Here is a 17,875-nt window from a genome sequence, read left to right on the forward strand (position 1 = left end):
CGATGGTGGTGCGGTGATGTGACGGTGCGGTGATGTGGCGGCGCGGTGGTGCGGTCTCAGTCCAGCAGGGTCAGCGCCTGCTCGGCCGCGTCCCGCACCCTGGCCGGATCGCTGGATGCCTTGCCCGTCACCCGCATCCCTTGCAGGAGTACGAGCAGCAGCCGCGCCAGCGCACGCGGATCCCGCCCCTCCGGCAGCTCGCCCTGCGCCTGCGCCCGTACGAGCGCGGAGTGCAGCAGCGTCTCGATGTGGGTCCAGCTGTGGTCCACCCGGCGCGCCGCGTCGAGGTCGTGCGGCCCCAGCTCTGCGGCGGTGTTGGTGACGAAGCAGCCCTTGAGGCGCCACTCCTCGGAGCCCGCCTCGGCGGCGAAGCGGCGTACCACCGCGCGCACGGCCGGCAGTGCGGAGCCCGGCTGGGACAGTTCGTCCAGCAGGCGTGGATTGTTCGACTGGGCGTACCGGTCGAGGGCCTTCAGGTAGAGCTCGTGCTTGTTGCCGAAGGTGGCGTAGATGCTGGCGCGCCCGATGCCCAGCCGGTCCACGAGATCGGCCATCGAGGTCGCTTCGTAACCGCGCTGCCAGAACAGTTCGAGGGCTGACTGGAGTGCGGCATCGGGGTCGAATTCCTTGGTCCTGGCCACGAACGAGACCCTAGTCCAATCCAGAACGACCAGTCAAGAAAGACGGCAGTGTGCAGGCAGGGGTGGGGTAAACCGAACCCCCGACCGCCGTACTGGCACGGTCGATCCGAGGACCCCCGCCCGACAGCCTTGAGACATGAACACCGACACCGCCAAAGCCCCTCACCGCGCACCGGGCACCCCGCCCCGCGCCGCCCGACGCCGCTTCCCCGCCCCGAGGACGATCCTGCGCGAGCCGTTCCGCGCGGCCACCTGGCGCCGGGTCGCGTACCTCGTGCTCGCCCTGCCCACGGCCCTGCTCTGCATCCCGCTCGCCCTCGTCGGCGCACCGGTCGGCCGGATCCAGTTCTGGCTGGTCCGCAGGGTGCTGGGGGAGCCGCTGGGGGAGGAACCTGGCACCGAGGTGCGCGAGCGGTCCGGAGTGCTCGGCGTGGTCCACGCCCTGATCGCCGCACCCGTCGCGCTCGTCTCCGCCGTGTTCGTCCTCTTCTGCTGGTTCGTCGTCGCCATCAACCTCGGCTATCCGCTGCGCCCCGACAACGACCCCACCGACTCCTGGGGCGGCCCCACCATGGCCGGCGCGTGGGCGGTGCACGGGATCGCGGGCGGGCTGGGATTCCTGCTGCTGACGCCGTGGATCGCCAAGGGGTTCGCCGCGCTCCAGGTGCGGCTCGCGGCCGGGCTGCTGGGCCGGGACCGCACCGGTCTCGCGCGGACCGTCGCTCTCGCGCTCGCCGTGGCGGCGTTCTGCGGGCTGTTGTCCGTACCGATCATCCATCAGCTTTAGTGGCCACCATGCGCCGTCACGCCCCCGCCCTTCTGTACGCACTCCTCGCCCTGCCGCTCGCCCTGGCGGGCATGGGGCTGGTGCTCGCCGGGCTGCTCGCCGGAGGGGCCCTTTCCGTCACCGCGCTCGGGCCGTGGCTGCTCGCGCTGACCGTACGGGGCGCGGCCGGGCTGGGCGCCTTCCAGCGCCGCTTGGCGCGAGGACTGCTGGGAGTGGACGTCGAGACCCCCGTACAGCCGAAGCAGTCCGGGCTGCTCGGGTGGCGGCGGGCCGCGCTCGCCGACCGGGCCGGCTGGCGGGCCGTCGGCTGGGCCTTCGCCGCACCGCTGCTCGCGCTGCCCGTCCTGGCGGCAGCGGCCATGGGCTACGTCTTCGGGGTGCTCTACCTGCTGCACCCCTTCCTCCGGCACCTCAACTACGCCACGGAGTACGGCCCCGACGGCAGCGAGCGGCACGTCTCGCTCGAATTCTTCGGCGTGCAGATGGACACCTGGCCCCGCTGGGCGGCCGTCGTCGCACTCGGCGCGCTGCTGCTCGCCCTCGCCCCCTGGCTGGTCCGCCGGGCCCTCGTACCGTACGAGATCGTCCTGCGCGCACTGCTGGGTCCCGGCGCCGCCGACCGGCGCATCCGCACCCTGGAGGAGACCCGTGCGCAGGCCGTCGAGGACGCGGCGGCCACCCTCCGGCGGATCGAGCGCGACCTGCACGACGGGACGCAGGTCCGCCTCGTCGGCCTCGGCATGCACCTCACGATGATCCGCGAACTCGTCGCGGGCGGCGCGGAGAAGGAGCAGGTACTCGCTCTCGTCGAGACTGCCAGGGACAACGCCAAACAGGCCGTCGCCGACCTCCGCCACCTCGTCAAGGGCATCCACCCGCCCGTCCTGGACCAGGGCCTCGACGCCGCCCTCGCCACCCTGGCCGCGGATTCCCCGCTGTCCGTGACCGTGACGACGGACATCGGCGTGCGGCCGTCCCCGGCGCTGGAGTCCATCGCCTACTTCTGCACCGCCGAACTCCTCGCCAACGCCGCCAAACACAGCGGCGCGAGCGAGGTACGGGTGGAAGTGACGGGAGCGGAGGGTGAGTTGAGGCTGGTGGTACGGGACGACGGGCGCGGGGGAGCGGTGGTCGGCGCGGGCAGCGGGCTGAGCGGACTGCTGGGGCGGATCCGGGCGGTGGACGGGACGCTGGAGTGCGACAGTCCGCCCGGTGGGCCTACGGTGATCGCTGTCGTGCTGCCGTACGGCTAACCGCACCGTGAGAGGGAGTTCCCCGGCCCATGGATCCATCACCCGCCGCCGCACCGCCGCCAGGCGCACCGCGAGTGCCCCTGCGCGTCGTCATCGCCGAGGACTCCGCGCTGCTGCGCGACGGCCTCGTGCAACTGCTCGGCATGCGCGGTGTGGAGGTGGTCGCGGCGGTCGGTGACGCGGAGGGTCTGCTGGCGGCGGTGGACGAGCACCGTCCGGATGTGGCGGTGACCGACGTACGGATGCCGCCGACGCAGACCGACGAAGGGCTGCGGGCGGCCGTACGGCTGCGCAGGACCCGGCCCGAGGTCGGCGTGCTGATCTTCTCGCAGTACGTGGAGACGCGGTACGCGGCGGAATTGCTGGGCGGCGCAGGCGGTGGCGCCGGTGCAGGCGGCGGCCGGGGTGCCGCCGGCGTGGGCTATCTGCTGAAGGAGCGCGTCGTCGACATCGGCGAGTTCGTGGACGCGATCGGCCGCGTCGCGGCGGGCGGCACCGCGCTCGACCCGGAGGTGGTCGCCCAGCTCTTCGGCGCCAGCCGCCGGCGGTCGGCGCTGGACGGGCTGACCCCGCGCGAGCGCGAGGTGCTCGGCCTGATGGCACAGGGCTTGACGAACCAGTCGATCGCGGACCGGTTCGTGGTGACCGAGCGGGCGGTCGAGAAACACGTGGCGAACATCTTCGCCAAGCTGGGCCTCGCGGTGGAGGAGGGCGGCCACCGGAGGGTGCTGGCCGTCCTCAGGTACCTGGAGGGGTAGGAGGAAACCGGGCTGCCCCCGGGCACCTCCTTCCCCTCGTGCGGTTCCGGTCTCAGTCGACCGTCAGCTCGCCCATCGTGCTCCAGCCCGTCTGCCCCTCGATCGTCGTGCTGACGATCTCCGGCGTCCTGCGCAACAGCGGCCGCATGGTCTCCATGGCGGCACGGAAGTGGTCCGAGTCGACGTGCGCCGCCGCCGCGTCGTCCTGGAACGCCTCGACCAGGGTGTACGAGTCGGCGTCCTCGACACTGCGGGACCACTCGAACCACAGGTTGCCGGGCTCGGCGCGCGTCGCGGCGGTGAACGCCTCGACATGGTCCATCCACGAATCGGAGTACTCGGGCTTAACGGGGAACTTCACGACAATAAAGATCATCGACCCATTCTAGGGCGCCCGGTTAACCATCCTTCAGCCCTCCCTCAAGGCCGCCTTAAGGATCCGCTCGCACGCCTCTGACCAGCGATTTCGCGGGCATCGCTGCCCCTAGTCTGCCGCTTGTGACGATCGAGGCCACCCCACCGCCGACGGATGCCTATCCCGCCCTGACGGCATACCTGTCCCGCCCGGGCGCCACCCGGGCATCCCCGGCGGCTCCTGCCGCTCCCTTTGTTCCTTCTGCCCCCGCCGTACCTGCCGCTCCTGCGGTGACCCCCGTCGCAGGCGTCCCCTGGGGTGCCGGGTCCGCCGCAGCCGTGGCCGCCGTGCCGTCCGTGTCCGCACCCCCGCGCCTGACGCCCGGTACCGTCCGCACCGGCATCGTGGCCGGGCTCGGGGCCGTCTGTCTGCTGTGGGGCGTACAGGCCGTGCCGTCGTTCCGGCTCGATGTGCTGTTCGCGTCCGGGGCGCACCTGAGCGGGCTGCTCGCGGGCTACGGGGTGCTCGTCATGCTCTTCCTGATGGCGCGGGTGCCCGCCGTCGAGCACGGGGTCGGCGCGGACCGGCTCGCCCGCTGGCACGCGCTGGGCGGACGGTACGTACTGTCCCTGTGTGCGGGCCACGGACTGCTCGCCCTGTGCGGGTACGCCGCGCACAGCGGGACGGACCTGTTCACGGCCGGGGTGGAACTGCTCGGCTACGGAGGCATCCTCGCGGCCGTGCTCGGCACGCTGCTGCTGGCGGCGGTGGGCGTCACCTCGGCCCGTTCGGTGCGCCGCAGGGTCCGGCACGAGACCTGGCGGGCCGTACACCTGCTGACGTACCTCGGGGCCGGTCTCGGGTTCGCGCACCAGTTGGTCGGGCCCGACGTGGCGGGGCATCCGCTGGTGCTGTGGGTGTGGGCGATGATGCACGCGAGCGTGGCGGTGCTGCTGGTCTGGTACCGGGCGGTGGTGCCGGTGCGGCAGGCGTTGCGGCACAGCCTGCGGGTGCGTGAGGTGCGCGACGAGGCGCCCGGTGTGGTGTCGGTGGTGGTGCAGGGCATCGGGCTCGACGAACTGAGGGCCGAGCCGGGGCAGTTCTTCCGGTGGCGGTTCCTGCAACGCAGGGTGTGGCACACGGCGCTGCCGTTCTCGCTGTCCGCGCCCGTGAAGGACGACACCCTGCGGATCACGGTCAAGGCGGCCGGGGACCACACCCGGCGGCTGCGCAGGCTGCGGGTCGGCACCCGGGTCCTGGCCACCGGCCCCTTCGGCGCGATGACCGCCCACCGGCGCACCCGCCGCAAGGTGCTGCTGCTCGCGGGAGGCGTCGGGATCACCCCGATGCGGGCACTCTTCGAGACCCTGCCGGGCGGCCCTGGCGAACTGACCCTGCTCTACCGGGCCAACAACGCCGCCCAGCTGGTGCTCAGGGCGGAACTGGAGGAGATCGCCCGGGTCAGGGAGGCGGGGCTGCACTTCCTGCTCGGCGCCTCCGACGCGGCGTACGACCCCCTCGCCCCGCAGGCGCTGCGCGACCTGCTGCCCGACATCGCGGAGCACGACGTGTACCTGTGCGGGCCGCCGGGGATGGCGGTCGCGGCGACCGCGTCGCTGGTACGGGCGGGCGTGCCCGAGTCCCGTATCCACGCCGAGGTCTTCAGTTTCTAGCCCCCGCCTCCTCCTGCCGCTCCTTCACCCCTTCCGGAGAGCACACCCATGGCCCGCCACCGCAGACCCGTCCCCGTTCGTACCGCCGCCGTCGCAGGCCGGGCCCGTCGGCAGGTCGCCGCCGGGCTCTTCGGCGTGAGCGCGCTCGCCGCGACCTTCCTGGCCGTGGCCGTGGAACCGGCGGCTCCGCCCGCGCCCGACAGGGGTCCGGCCGTGACCGGTTCCGACGGTTCCGGCAGTTCCGATCTTGCTCAACTTTCCATCAAGTAAGTGGTCCAGGGCATCTGCGCTCCGTACTGTCGTGCTCATGCCTGATATATCGATCACCGCCGTCGTCCTCCTCTGTCTGGCGGCAGCCGTTGCCGGCTGGGTCGACGCGGTGGTCGGCGGCGGCGGACTGCTGCTCCTGCCCGCCCTGGTCATGGGGCTGCCGGGGTCCATGGCGAGCACGTTCGCGCTCGGTACGAACAAGGCGGTCGCGATCGTCGGCACCACGGGCGCGGCGATCACGTACGTCCGCAAGGCACCGATCGACGTGCGGATCGCGGTACGGATCGGGCTCGCCGCGCTCGCCGGGTCCATGGCGGGGGCGTTCTTCGCCGCCGGGATCAGCAACGAGGTCATGCGGCCCATGATCATGGTGGTCCTCGTGGGCGTCGGCACCTTCGTCATCTTCCGCCCGAACTTCGGCACCGCGCCCGCCACCGGCCCCGCCACCAAGCAGCGGATCCTCGCCGCGATCCTCCTCGCGGGCTGCGGAATCGGCTTCTACGACGGCCTGTTCGGGCCGGGCACCGGCACCTTCCTGGTGCTCGCGCTGACCGCGATCCTGCACTTCGACATGGTCACGGCTTCGGCGACGGCGAAGATCGTCAACGTGTGCACCAACGCCGGGGCGCTCGCGATGTTCGCCTATCAGGGCTACGTGCTGTGGCAACTCGCCCTGCTGATGGCGGTGTTCAACCTGGCGGGCGGCATGTTCGGGGCGCGCACCGCGCTCAAGAAGGGCAGCGGGTTCGTGCGGGTGGTGCTGCTGGTGGTGGTGTTCACGCTGGTGGCCAAGCTGGCGTACGACCAGTGGGTGGCGGTCTGAGACGGGGCCCGTCCCGGACCTGCTACCCGCGTGCGGTGACCGCCTTCACCCCCGTGAGGTGCCCGTACGCCACCACATTGCCCCGGTACCCCTGGCCCTCGACGAAGCCGCCGCCACAGGTGATCACCCGGAGTTCGGGGCGCAGGGCCTTCCCGTAGACCTTGCGGTCGGGGAACTCCTGGGCGTCGTACACCTCGATCGCGTCGATCGTGAAGACGGCGGTGCGGCCGTCCTTGCGCAGCACCTCGACCGTGTGGCCCTTGCGCAGCGAGCCGAGCCGGTAGAAGACGGCGGGACCGCTCGACGTATCGACGTGACCGGCGACGATCGCGGTGCCGGCGGTGCCGGGCGGGGTGCCGTCCCCGTACCAGCCGGCGATGTTGGGGTTGTCCTCGGGCGGTACGTCGAGACCGCCGCCGGCATCCAGACCGAGCCGCATCACGGGGGTGTCCACGCGGATCTGCGGGATGCGCAGCCGGACCGGGTCGGACGGCGGGAGCGGGGCGGGGGCGGGAGCGACGGCGGCGGGCCGTTCGCCGGTCCGGGTCCCCGTGCGGTCCGCGCGGCCGGGGGCGAACGCCTCGGCGGCGGTCGGCTGCGGCGGTGCCTTGCCGTCGGACACGCCCTCCTGCACGAGCCACAGCCCCGTCAGCGCGGCGATGGCGATCAGGGCGCACTGGGTGCGGAGCCTCGCGGAGTCGAACTTGGTGGAGTCGGGCCTGGTGAAGCCGGGCTTGGTGAAGTCGGGCCTGGCGGAGTCGGCGGGGCGGCGCGGGAATCCGTGCGGCGGAGTCACAGGCATTGGGGGCACTCCCACTGGTGCACTCGTGCGTACGGCCCGTGTCCCCGCCCGGGACTCATGGTGCGGGGCGGGGACACGGGGCGGCGGTTCAGCCGCGCTGCTGCGTCTCCCTCGCCCGGCGACGCAGCAGCAGCCAGCTGCCGCCCACGGCGGACGCGGCCAGTACGGCCGCTCCCGCCGCGATCTGGGGGGTGCCGGGGCCGGACGTACCGCCGCCGACACCGGTACGGACGTGCCCGGTGGGAGTGGAGGGGCTGCTGGTGTGCGAGGGGGAAGGGCCGGGCCAGTCGGAGTCCGACGACCCCGCCGTCACCCACAGCTCGCCCATCGCGGCCTTCACACCGTCGGCGCAGGAGACGCTGATGCCGTACTCGCCCTTGGCGGTGTGGGCGGGCACCGTGAACTTCCCCACCAGCACCTCCTTGTGGGTGGCGGTCTTCATGGGGAACTCGCCGAGGCCGAGCGAGCTGGCGTCACCGGCACCGGCCTGGTGGGGCCCGCACGCGGTGGTGTTGACGGTGACCTCCGTGCCGGGGGAGACGGTCTCCGGGTTGAACTCCAGCTGCCCGGTCTCGGCGTTCCCGGCGTTCTCGTCGTTCTCGGCGGGGGCGGGGGCGGGAGCCGCTGCGGTAGCCATCGCGTGATCCGCCACGTGACCCGCCGCGTGGGCGGCCGTCCCGCCGACCGCGAGTGCGGCGACCGCGACCGCGCCGGCCACCACGCCGCTGCGGGTCCGGACGCGGACACGGACGTCGGCGCGGCGGTGTCGGCGTCGGGCGGGTGGCTTGCGCATGGGGTCCTCCGGGGGCGTCCCGCTCGTACTCGTCGTACCTCTCCCTCCGAGATAAGCGGCGCCGGGCCCGGCGCGCCTGCCGAGACGGTGGCCTGTGGGCGGCCGTGAGCCACCCCGTCACCCGTACGCCAGCCTGTTCGGGCAGGTCAGCGGCGGTGACGGGGGATCAGCCCGCCGACCGGACCGAATGGGTGACGGGGCGGTCCGGGAGGGCCCGTGCGACCGGGCGGGCAAGAAACTTCCGGGCGCGCTTGACCTCAATCATGCTTGAGGTTGGAATCTTCTCGGCATGGACATCGCGAGCAACGCACCCGAGACCACCGCCACCGCCAACTCCCCTGCGGACAAGCCCGTTCGAGTCGCCGTCATCGTCGCCAGCAACCGCGAGGGCCGCTTCGCCCCGGTCATCTCGCAGTGGTTCCTCTCCCGGGCCGAGCAGTTCGGCGGGCTGGAGATCGACGTGGTGGACGTGGCGGACGTCGCCCTGCCGACCTCCCTCTCCTTCAACCCCTCCGATGCCGTCCGGGCCGAACTGGCGAAGACATCGGCCCAGTTGGCGGCCGCCGACGCCTTCGTCGTGATCACCCCCGAGTACAACCACTCCTACCCGGCCGGCCTCAAGAACCTCATCGACTGGTACAACGCCGAATGGCACGCCAAGCCCGTCGGCTTCGTCTCCTACGGCGGCCTCTCCGGCGGCCTGCGCGCGGTCGAGCACCTGCGCCAGGTCTTCGCCGAGCTGCACGCGGTGACCATCCGCGACACCGTCTCCTTCCACGGGCCGTGGGGCCAGTTCGACGAGGACGGCCGGCACACCGACCCCGACGCCTGCGAGACCGCCGCCAAGTCCCTGCTGGACAAGCTGACCTGGTGGGCCCAGGCCCTGCGCGAAGCCAAGACCGTCCGGCCCTTCGCGGCCTGACGCCCACGGCCCCACGGCCCCACGGCCCCGCCGACCTCGGCGGAGCCGGCAGGGCCGCCCTTCCCTTCCGCCCTTCCCTTCAGGTCTCCCTTCCGCCCTTCCCTTCCGCCGTCCCGACGACGAGAACCGGTACCCGCCATGTCCGCACTGCCCGGGCTGCTCCGCGTCCACCTCCGCCCGCACCGCCGTACGATCGCCCTGGTCGTGGCCCTTCAGCTCGCCCAGATCGCCGCGACCCTCTACCTCCCCACCCTCAACGCCGACATCATCAACCGCGGCGTCCTCACCGGTGACACCGGATACGTCCTGTCCTCCGGCGGCGTCATGCTCGGCGTCACCCTCCTCCAGATCCTGGCCTCCGCGACCGCCGTCTTCTTCGGGGCGCGGATCGCGATGGGAGTGGGGCGGGACCTGCGGCGTGCCGTGTTCTCGCGGGTACAGGACTTCTCGGTGCGGGAAGTGGGCCAGTTCGGGGCCTCCTCGCTGATCACCCGTACCACCAATGACGTCCAGCAGGTGCAGACGCTCACCGTGACGGGGCTGACCATGCTGGTCGCAGCCCCCCTGATGTGCGCCGGCGGGATCGTGATGGCGCTCAGCCAGGACGTACCCCTGGCACTGCTGATGCTGGTCTTCGTACCGCTGCTCGGCGGGGCGATCGGGCTCATCATGCGGCGGATGCCCGCGCTCTTCCGCGACATGCAGCAGCGCGTCGACGCCGTCAACCGGATGATGCGCGAGCAGATCACCGGCATCCGCGTCATCCGCGCCTTCGTCCGCGACCGCTACGAGCAGGAACGGTACGCCGACGCCAACGCCGACCTGATGCGGGTCTCGCTGCGCACCGGCCGGCTGATGGCACTGATGATGCCCGCCATCCTCCTCGTGTGGGAGCTGGCCACCATCGCCATCATCTGGGTCGGCGGCCAGCGCATCGACTCCGGCGGCTTCCAGGTCGGCTCGCTGATCGCCTTCCTCGGCTATCTGATGCAGATCCTGATGGCGGTGATGATGACCGCCTTCCTGATGATGCAGCTGCCGCGCGCCGAGGTCAGCGCCGAGCGCATCAGGGAGGTCCTCGACACCGAACCGAGCGTCGTACCGCCCGCCGCCCCCGTCACCCAGCTCTTCGGACGCGGCCAACTCACCGTCCGGGGCGCCCACTTCAGCTACCCCGGCGCCGAGGAACCCGTACTGCGCGACGTCTCGCTCACCGCGCGCCCCGGCCGTACCACCGCCGTCATCGGCTCCACCGGCAGCGGCAAGTCCACCCTGCTCCACCTCGTCCCGAGGCTCTTCGACGCCACCGGCGGACAGGTCCTGGTCGGGGGAGTGGACGTCACCGAGGTGGACCCGGCCCTGCTGGCCCGCACCGTCGCCCTCGTACCGCAGAAGCCCTACCTCTTCTCCGGCACCGTCGCCTCCAACCTGCGGTACGGAAACCCCGACGCGAGCGACGCCGAACTGTGGCACGCCCTCGACGTCGCCCAGGCCCGCGACTTCGTCGAAGCACTCGACGAAGGGCTGGCCGCCCCCGTCTCCCAGGGCGGCACCAACCTCTCCGGCGGGCAGCGCCAACGCCTCGCCATCGCAAGGGCGTTGGTGACCCGCCCCGGCATCTACCTCTTCGACGACTCCTTCTCCGCCCTCGACTACGCCACCGACGCGGCCCTGCGCGCCGCACTCGCCGAGGAGACCGCCGACGCCACCGTCGTCATCGTCGCCCAGCGCGTCTCCACCATCCGGGGCGCGGACAGCATCGTCGTCCTCGACGAGGGCCGGGTCGTCGGCACCGGCACCCACGACGCACTCATGCGGGACAACCAGACCTACCGGGAGATCGTCCTCTCCCAGCTGACCGAGGAGGAAGCGGCATGAGCACCACGACGGAGAAGGAGACGCACGACGGGGCCGGCGGCAGGGCGGTTCCCGCCCGGCAGGGGCCGCCCCCGCAGCGCGGCCCCGGCGCCGCGGCCGCCCCCGGCCTCGAACGCTCCCTCGACTTCCGCCGCTCCGGCCTGCGGCTGCTGCGCATGACCGCCCCCGAGAAGCACCTCCTGCTCGCCGTCCTCGCCTCCGGCATCCTCGCCGTCGCCCTCGCCGTCCTCTCCCCGAAGATCCTCGGCGACGCCACCGACCTGGTGGTGACCGGCGCGAGAAGCCCGAACGGCATCGACTTCGACGCCGTCGCCCGTGTCCTGCTGCTCGCCCTCGCCCTCACCGCCGGCGGCGCCGCCTTCACCTGGATCCAGTCCCGGATCGCCATGGTCGTCGTCCAGCGGCTCGCCTTCCGCCTGCGCGAACGCGCCGAGACCAAACTGGCCGCTCTGCCGCTCTCCTACTTCGACCGCCAGCCGCGCGGCGAACTCCTCTCCCGCACCACCAACGACATCGACAACGTCAGCCAGACCATGCAGCAGGCCTCCAGCCAGATGGTCCGCTCGCTGCTCACCCTCGTCGGCGTCCTCGCGATGATGTTCTGGATCTCCCCGCTGATGGCCCTGGTCACCCTGGCCACCGTGCCGCTCTCGCTGTACGGCGCGTACCTCATCGGCAAGCGCGCCCAGCCCGAGTTCGTCAAGCAGTGGGCCGTCACCGGGCGGCTCAACGGGCACATCGAGGAGATGTACAGCGGCCACTCCCTGGTGAAGGTCTTCGGCCGCAAGCAGGAGGCCGTCGACACCTTCGACAAGCACAACGAGGAGCTGTACGGGGCCAGTTTCCGCGCCCAGTTCATCTCCGGGATCATCCAGCCCGCGATGAGCTTCGTCGGCAACCTCAACTACGTCCTGATCGCCGTCGTCGGCGGCCTGCGGGTGGCCTCCGGATCGCTGACCATCGGCGAGATCCAGGCCTTCGTCCAGTACTCGTACGAGTTCAACGGCCCCATCACCCAGGTCGCCGCCATGGCCAACCTCCTTCAGTCCGGAGTGGCCTCCGCCGAGCGGGTCTTCGACCTCCTCGACGCGGAGGAGGAGCCCGCCCAGCCCCCGGCGGGCGACCGCCGCACCAAGGTCACAGGGCGGGTCGCCTTCGAGGACGTCTCCTTCCGCTACGAGCCGTCCAAACCCCTCATCGACGGCCTCACCCTGAACGTCGACCCCGGCCAGACCGTCGCCATCGTCGGCCCGACGGGCGCCGGAAAGACCACGCTGGTCAACCTCCTGATGCGGTTCTACGAGGTCACCGGCGGACGCATCACCCTCGACGGCACCGACATCGCCGCCCTGCCGAGGGAGGAGCTCCGGTCGGCGACCGGCATGGTCCTCCAGGACACCTGGCTGTTCGGCGGCACCATCGCCGACAACATCGCCTACGGGGTACCGGGCGAGGTGTCGCGGACACGGATCGTCGAGGCGGCCATGGCCACCTACGCGGACCGCTTCATCCGGACGCTGCCCGACGGGTACGACACCGTCATCGACGAGGAGGGCGGGAACCTCAGCGCGGGCGAGAAGCAGCTCATCACGATCGCCAGGGCCTTCCTCACGGAGCCGTCGATCCTCGTGCTCGACGAGGCGACGAGCTCCGTGGACACCCGGACCGAGGTGCTCATCCAGCGGGCGATGAACTCGCTGCGGCGGGGGCGGACGTCGTTCGTGATCGCGCACCGGCTGTCGACGATCCGGGACGCGGACGTGATCCTGGTGATGGAGGCGGGCCACATCGTCGAACAGGGCACCCACGAGACCCTCCTGAACACGGGCGGCGCGTACGCCAGCCTCTACGCCTCCCAATTCGCGACCACGGCGTAACCCGATGCCCCTCCCCGCTGTGCTGGATTCGCGGCTGCCGCCGCGCGGCCCCCGAAGCCGTTCGGCGGTGTCGCGCCTGCGGCGGGCTGGATGCCCCTCCCCACCCCTTCACCTAAACCGCTCCGCGGGGCCAGGGGTTCGTACGTGCGGGTGCGTCGTGGCTGGTCGCGCAGTTCCCCGCGCCCCTAAAGGGGCGCCTCCCCGCCGCCGCCCCCCTCGGCGGCGTTGCCGCCGCCGCCCCCGCCCCCCTTGGGCACCGGGGCCGCCCCCCGGGGGCGGGACGGGTGGGCAAGGGGGGCGGCCCCCCGACCCCGCTCGGACCCTCGCTCCCGCCCCACCTCCGCCATGGCCCCCGCCCAGCCCCTACCGCTCACCCACCCCCGCCTCCGGCAACCGCACCACCGCCACCGCACCCCCCTCATTGAAAAGCTCCACCGCACCCCCCACCGCCCTCGCCTGCCCAAAGGCGATCGTCAACCCCAGCCCCGTCCCGTGCCCCCGCTCCGCCGTCCCCGTCCGGAACCTCTGCGGACCCTCCTCCAGCAGCTCCCGCGGAAACCCCGGCCCGTGGTCGCGCACCACGATGCACGGCCCCTCCACCCGTACCTCCACCGGATCACCCCCGTGCCGCCGCGCGTTCACCACCAGATTGGTGACGATCCGCTCCAGCCGTCGTACGTCCGTGAGCACATACGTCTCCTCCGCCGCCACCGGCACCGACACCACCACCTCGCCCCCCAACCGCCCCACCGCGCCCGCCACAAACGCCCCCAACGGCTGCACCGCCAGTTCCGGTTCCTCCGTCCCCGAGTCCAGCCGTGCCACCTCCAGCAGGTCCTCCGTCAGCGTCCGCAGCGCCGTCACCCGGTCCCGTACCAGCTCGGTCGGCCGCCCCGGCGGCAGCAGTTCCGCCGCCGTCTGCAACCCCGTCAGCGGCGTCCGCAGCTCGTGCGCCACGTCCGCCGTGAACCGCTGTTCGGCCTCGATGCGCCGCTGGAGCGACGCCGCCATGGTGTTCACCGCGGCACCCAGCTCCGCCACCTCGTCCCCCGAACCCTCCGCACGCCCCGGCCTGCGCTCGATCCGCGCGTCCAGCTCCCCGCCGCTGATCCGGCGGGCCGTCGCCGCCGCCGTACGCAGCTCACGGCTCAGCCGCGACGCCAGCGCCGCCCCGCCGAGCGCGGCCAGCGCGACGACCAGGGCGCCCCACACGACCAGGTTCCGGTCCAGCTCGTGGATCTCGGCCCGCTGCGCGGTCAGCGGCAGCCGAACCGACAGCACGTGCTCGCCGATCGGGCGCGCCGCCCACACGGCCGGATCGTCCCCCGTCAGATCGAGGTAGGTGTTGCGGCCGCCCGCCTTCGCGTCGGCGGCCAGCGGCGCCGGAAGGACCGCGGAGTCGAGCGAGGACCCCGTGTCGGAGGGGTCGACGTGCCCGGTCAGCTCGTACAGCTGCCGTACGCGGTACAGCTCCGCGATCGCCGACTCGCGCGCCGTGTCGGACACCTGGGTGGTACGGGCCTGGTGGATCAGCCCGCCGATGGCGAGCGCGACCACCGCCGCCCCGAACGCCGGCAGCGCCGCGATCTTCCACCGGAGGCTGAGCCCGGCGAAGAAGCAGCGCACCCGCTCGACGGTACGGCGGATCACGGGGTGGGCTCCGGGCTGGTCGACCGGGGCGGCACCTGCGGTGCGACCGGCTTCGGGGTGCCGCCCCCGGTGTCCGGGCCGGTGTCCGACCCGCTGCTGTTCCCGTTCCCGTTCCCCTCTCCGTCTCCGTCGCCGGACTCGCCCCCGTCCTCCGTGCGGTAGTTCCGTACCTCGCTCACCGTGATCATCCGGTTCCCGTCCCACCGGTACCGGATCGACTGCTCGCCCCCGTCGGTCGAGGAACTCCGTACCACCAGGTCCGGCCCGACGGCCTCGATCACCGGCCGCAGCCCGCTGGTGTAGAGGATCGGCACGATCTTCCCCTCGCGCACCGTGTACACCGCCATCAGCACCCGCCCGCTCTCCAGGTCGACCGCACTGATCAGCTCGGGCTGCTTGTCGCTGGTCAGGTCGTGCAGCACCGCCGGGCGGACACCGGGCTTTCCCGGCTCGTCGACGACCCCGTACCGCGTGAGCCGCTTCATCCGGGGGTCGGCCCGCAGCACGGCCAGCTGGTCCATCGCGGCCAGCCCGCCCGGCGGAACGGCGGGCCCGTGCGCCAGGGGTTCGGGCGTGGGCAGCAGCTCGGGGTCGGTGACGGCGTCGGACGGCGAGGAGGACGTCGGCGACCAGGCGGGCCACAGCGTCTGCGGGACCGGCTGGGCACTGGCCGACGGTGCGGGCTCGCCCTTCCCCAGCCCCGAGGGGGCACCGCACCCGCTGAGCGCCCCGGCCGCCCCGACGGCCCCGGCCGTCACGAGCGCGACCACCACGCCCGGCCTGCGCGTGCTGCTACTCATGGATGCCGCCTGTGAGCCGGGGGGAAGAAGGAGGGAGGGGGAGTCTCCCTATGACCCTAAGTACTACACATCACGGCAACCAAGACATTCTGTAACAGCCACCCATCCACCCGCCGGCCCTCGCCCCGCCCCCCTCCGGATGTTCCTCCTCTCGAACACTCCACCGCCCTGCCCACCCGAACGGGTGTAACGGGTTTGGTAGTTGCACACCCCCAGTAGCAACCTGCCCTGCATGCACAGCTCCCACCTGAAGACCCTCGTCACCGCCGCAGCCCTGGCAGCCACCTTCTTCGCCCCCACCGGCGAGTCCCACGCAGCCGAATCCCGCGCCGCCGAGCCCCACTCCCCGGTGGCAGCCGCACCCGACTACGCCCAGTGGGTGGGCAGGACGCTGGTCCGGGACGGCGCTGAGCCCCCGGCCGGTCTCCCCGCCGACCGGCTCGTCCACGAGCGCGACCTCCCGAAGCCGTACCGGATCATCGCCCCCGGCTCCTTCGTGACGCAGGAGTACAGCCCCGACCGGCTGAACCTCTACGTCGACGACAACGGCACCATCACGCGCATCAACTTCGGCTGACCCGGCCGGCCCCCAGCTGTTCCGGACCGCCGCTCCCTCAGCCGTCCTTCCTCGCCGGCACCACCCCCGCCGTCCACCCCCCGTCCACGGCCAGCTCCGCCCCCGTCATGTAACCGGCCGCGTCGGACAGCAGGAAGGCCACCGCGGCGGCGATCTCCTCGGGCACTCCCACCCGGCCCATGGGGGCGCCGGGGTACTTGCCCTCGCCGACCTCGATGCCCACGTGCGCCGTCATATCGGTGTAGGTCATCCCGGGGTGCACCGAGTTCACGCGGATCCGTGCCCCGGCCAGTTCCACCGCCCCGATCTTGGACAGTCCGCGCACACCCCACTTGGACGCCCCGTACCCGGCGGTCCGTGCCATCCCCGTGAGTCCGGCGGCGGACGAGACGTTGACGATCGATCCGCCGCCGCCCTCGCGCATCACCGGCACCACCGTCCTCATCCCGAGGAACACCCCCACCAGGTTCACCTCGACGATCGCCCGGAACCGTTCGGCGCTCGCCTCGGCCAGCAGTTCCCCGCTGGATATCCCGGCGTTGTTGACCAGCCCGTCCAGCCGCCCGAACGCGTCGACCGCGAACCCGACGGCCTCCTCCCAGCTCTCCTCGCTCGTCACGTCGTGCGCCAGGAACCGCGCCGCCGCTTTCCCCAGCTCCCCGGCCAGCCGTGTCCCCTCCTCCTCGCGTACGTCACCGATGACGACCCGCCCGCCGCCCTCCACCACGGCCCGGGCCGCGGCCGCTCCCAGCCCCCGGGCACCCCCGGTGATCAGCACGACCTTGCCGTCCAGCCCGCCCGACGCCCCGCCCGCAACGGCCACTCGGCCCACCCGCCTCCCGCTCGTATGCCTAACCGGCATACCCGATCTGGACGGCGGTCAGTGTGTCAGCGCCCGGGTGCGTCTGCCAACGCCTCGGTCACACCCTTTTCCCGCTCACCGAGAAAGTGCGGATCGGGTTTGAGCACGGCGTCCAGCGCGGCCTTCGAGGCGGCGAACATCTCCCGGGCGCCGCCGTAGTACCAGGTCGCGTCGTGCACGTCGTCGACGCCGACCCCGAAGCCCTCGACCCCCGCCGCGTCGCAGAGGGCGACGGCCCGCCGTATGTGGAAGGCCTGGCTGATCAGTACCGCCCGGTCCACCCCGAAGATCTTCTTGGCCCGTACGCACGAGTCCCAGGTGTCGAACCCGGCGTAGTCGCTCACCACATGCCTGTCCGGCACCCCGTGGCGCACCAGGTACCCGCGCATCGCGTCCGGTTCGTCGTACTCCTCGCGCCCGTTGTCCCCGGTCACCAGCACCACGCGCACCTTGCCCGCCCGGTACAGCTCGGCCGCCGCGTCCAGCCGGCGTGCCAGGTAGGGGGTCGGCTCGCCGTTCCACAGGCCCGCGCCGAAGACGATCGCGACCTGGCTGTCGGGCGCCTCGGCCACCTCACCGACCCGCCCGCCGGTCGCCGCGTACGTCCAGGTCGAGGGCAGCAGCGCCAGCACGCACCCGGCCATCACCGCCTGCACCAGGCGCCGTCTGCCCCGCCGTCCCTCGGGCAGCCGGGGCCGCTTCACCTCGAAGCGCCAGAGCCGCATGTCGTTCCCCCCGTCGGCCGCGTACCGGCCTCCTGTGATCCCTTGCCCTTCCGACGCCCGGGGGGCCGGATAAGTTCCGGCCCCGGCGCGGACGGTCGGCCACGGGCCCCGCTCGGTCGATCAGGTGCAGGCGATCTTCTCCTGGTCGCAATGCCCGGGCACGGGGGTTCGAATGTGTGGTGCATGGCGCGGATTTCTCGGGGCACACGTCTGCCTGGAGGTTGATAATCATGGTTCCCCTGCTTCTGGTACTCCTGCTGATCCTGATCCTTTTCGGTGCGGGATTCGCGGTCAAAATTCTCTGGTGGATCGCCATCGCGGTACTCGTATTGTGGCTGCTCGGATTTGTGGCCCGGTCCGGTGGCAGCGGTGGCCGACGCGGACGTTGGTACCGCTGGTAGGTGAGGTGTAAAAGGAGCTGCGTAGCTG

19 protein-coding genes are annotated in these 17,875 nt (G+C 72.1%); 11 read left to right on the forward strand and 8 right to left on the reverse strand.

Annotated elements, in window-relative coordinates; translation table 11 throughout:
* Positions 1-56: 56 nt before the first annotated feature.
* Complete coding sequence (locus tag ACZ5PB_RS07680) at positions 57-641, reverse strand: TetR/AcrR family transcriptional regulator (RefSeq protein WP_468688712.1); 585 nt, start codon at positions 639-641, stop codon at positions 57-59.
* Positions 642-777: 136 nt separating this feature from the next.
* Here ACZ5PB_RS07680 and ACZ5PB_RS07685 point away from each other — a divergent pair, with 136 nt between their 5' ends.
* Genes ACZ5PB_RS07685 through ACZ5PB_RS07695 form a run of 3 tightly spaced genes read left to right on the forward strand, consistent with a single transcriptional unit; the run spans position 778 to position 3,439 of the window.
* The gene (locus ACZ5PB_RS07685; RefSeq protein WP_468688714.1) at positions 778-1,428 is read left to right on the forward strand and encodes a sensor domain-containing protein; all 651 of its coding nucleotides are present in this window, start codon (positions 778-780) and stop codon (positions 1,426-1,428) included.
* 8 nt (positions 1,429-1,436) lie between these two features.
* Complete coding sequence (locus tag ACZ5PB_RS07690; protein WP_468688716.1) at positions 1,437-2,681, forward strand: sensor histidine kinase; 1,245 nt, start codon at positions 1,437-1,439, stop codon at positions 2,679-2,681.
* A 29-nt stretch (positions 2,682-2,710) separates the two neighbouring features.
* Positions 2,711-3,439 carry a response regulator transcription factor gene (locus tag ACZ5PB_RS07695; RefSeq protein ID WP_468688717.1) on the forward strand — a complete coding sequence of 243 codons (729 nt, stop codon included), beginning with the start codon at positions 2,711-2,713 and terminating at the stop codon, positions 3,437-3,439.
* A 52-nt stretch (positions 3,440-3,491) separates the two neighbouring features.
* On the opposite strand, the gene ACZ5PB_RS07700 is transcribed toward ACZ5PB_RS07695, so the two are convergent.
* Positions 3,492-3,815, reverse strand: coding sequence for a putative quinol monooxygenase (locus ACZ5PB_RS07700; protein WP_468688719.1), 324 nt, complete (start codon positions 3,813-3,815; stop codon positions 3,492-3,494).
* A 383-nt stretch (positions 3,816-4,198) separates the two neighbouring features.
* Here ACZ5PB_RS07700 and ACZ5PB_RS07705 point away from each other — a divergent pair, with 383 nt between their 5' ends.
* The 3 genes from ACZ5PB_RS07705 to ACZ5PB_RS07715 are packed head-to-tail and all read left to right on the forward strand — an operon-like array spanning position 4,199 to position 6,560.
* On the forward strand, positions 4,199-5,467 hold the full coding sequence (locus tag ACZ5PB_RS07705; protein WP_468688924.1) for a ferredoxin reductase family protein: 1,269 nt from the start codon (positions 4,199-4,201) through the stop codon (positions 5,465-5,467).
* A 48-nt stretch (positions 5,468-5,515) separates the two neighbouring features.
* The gene (locus tag ACZ5PB_RS07710) at positions 5,516-5,737 is read left to right on the forward strand and encodes a hypothetical protein (RefSeq protein WP_468688721.1); all 222 of its coding nucleotides are present in this window, start codon (positions 5,516-5,518) and stop codon (positions 5,735-5,737) included.
* A 37-nt stretch (positions 5,738-5,774) separates the two neighbouring features.
* On the forward strand, positions 5,775-6,560 hold the full coding sequence (locus tag ACZ5PB_RS07715; protein ID WP_468688723.1) for a sulfite exporter TauE/SafE family protein: 786 nt from the start codon (positions 5,775-5,777) through the stop codon (positions 6,558-6,560).
* Positions 6,561-6,582: 22 nt separating this feature from the next.
* Here ACZ5PB_RS07715 and ACZ5PB_RS07720 read toward each other — a convergent pair whose 3' ends face one another.
* The gene (locus tag ACZ5PB_RS07720) at positions 6,583-7,362 is read right to left on the reverse strand and encodes a class F sortase (RefSeq protein WP_468688724.1); all 780 of its coding nucleotides are present in this window, start codon (positions 7,360-7,362) and stop codon (positions 6,583-6,585) included.
* Between the two features lie 88 nt (positions 7,363-7,450).
* Positions 7,451-8,155 (reverse strand): hypothetical protein, encoded by a 705-nt coding sequence (locus ACZ5PB_RS07725; protein ID WP_468688726.1) that lies wholly within the window; start codon positions 8,153-8,155, stop codon positions 7,451-7,453.
* Positions 8,156-8,444: 289 nt separating this feature from the next.
* Between ACZ5PB_RS07725 and ACZ5PB_RS07730 the strand changes: the two genes are divergently transcribed.
* The 3 genes from ACZ5PB_RS07730 (at position 8,445) to ACZ5PB_RS07740 (ending at position 12,832) form a co-directional block, all read left to right on the forward strand.
* Positions 8,445-9,077 carry an NADPH-dependent FMN reductase gene (locus tag ACZ5PB_RS07730; protein ID WP_468688728.1) on the forward strand — a complete coding sequence of 211 codons (633 nt, stop codon included), beginning with the start codon at positions 8,445-8,447 and terminating at the stop codon, positions 9,075-9,077.
* Positions 9,078-9,215: 138 nt separating this feature from the next.
* Entirely contained in the window at positions 9,216-10,955 is a 1,740-nt protein-coding gene (locus ACZ5PB_RS07735; protein WP_468688729.1) for an ABC transporter ATP-binding protein, read from the forward strand.
* On the forward strand, positions 10,952-12,832 hold the full coding sequence (locus ACZ5PB_RS07740; RefSeq protein ID WP_468688731.1) for an ABC transporter ATP-binding protein: 1,881 nt from the start codon (positions 10,952-10,954) through the stop codon (positions 12,830-12,832). Before ACZ5PB_RS07735 ends, ACZ5PB_RS07740 begins: the two co-directional genes overlap by 4 nt.
* 363 nt (positions 12,833-13,195) lie before the next feature.
* Here the strand turns inward: ACZ5PB_RS07740 and ACZ5PB_RS07745 are convergent, their stop codons facing one another.
* The gene (locus tag ACZ5PB_RS07745) at positions 13,196-14,482 is read right to left on the reverse strand and encodes a sensor histidine kinase (protein ID WP_468688732.1); all 1,287 of its coding nucleotides are present in this window, start codon (positions 14,480-14,482) and stop codon (positions 13,196-13,198) included.
* Positions 14,479-15,282, reverse strand: coding sequence for a hypothetical protein (locus ACZ5PB_RS07750; protein WP_468688734.1), 804 nt, complete (start codon positions 15,280-15,282; stop codon positions 14,479-14,481). The genes ACZ5PB_RS07745 and ACZ5PB_RS07750 overlap by 4 nt, the downstream gene beginning before the upstream one ends.
* Before the next feature lie 232 nt (positions 15,283-15,514).
* Between ACZ5PB_RS07750 and ACZ5PB_RS07755 the strand changes: the two genes are divergently transcribed.
* The gene (locus tag ACZ5PB_RS07755) at positions 15,515-15,859 is read left to right on the forward strand and encodes an I78 family peptidase inhibitor (RefSeq protein WP_468688735.1); all 345 of its coding nucleotides are present in this window, start codon (positions 15,515-15,517) and stop codon (positions 15,857-15,859) included.
* A 37-nt stretch (positions 15,860-15,896) separates the two neighbouring features.
* Here the strand turns inward: ACZ5PB_RS07755 and ACZ5PB_RS07760 are convergent, their stop codons facing one another.
* Positions 15,897-16,682, reverse strand: a complete 786-nt coding sequence (locus tag ACZ5PB_RS07760; protein WP_468688737.1) for a glucose 1-dehydrogenase — start codon at positions 16,680-16,682, stop codon at positions 15,897-15,899.
* A gap of 65 nt (positions 16,683-16,747) precedes the next feature.
* On the reverse strand, positions 16,748-17,446 hold the full coding sequence (locus ACZ5PB_RS07765; protein ID WP_468688738.1) for a SanA/YdcF family protein: 699 nt from the start codon (positions 17,444-17,446) through the stop codon (positions 16,748-16,750).
* Between the two features lie 230 nt (positions 17,447-17,676).
* Between ACZ5PB_RS07765 and ACZ5PB_RS07770 the strand changes: the two genes are divergently transcribed.
* Positions 17,677-17,847 carry a hydrophobic protein gene (locus ACZ5PB_RS07770; RefSeq protein ID WP_399437965.1) on the forward strand — a complete coding sequence of 57 codons (171 nt, stop codon included), beginning with the start codon at positions 17,677-17,679 and terminating at the stop codon, positions 17,845-17,847.
* Positions 17,848-17,875: the final 28 nt, after the last annotated feature.

The organism is Streptomyces sp. NPDC032721, from assembly GCF_055579625.1.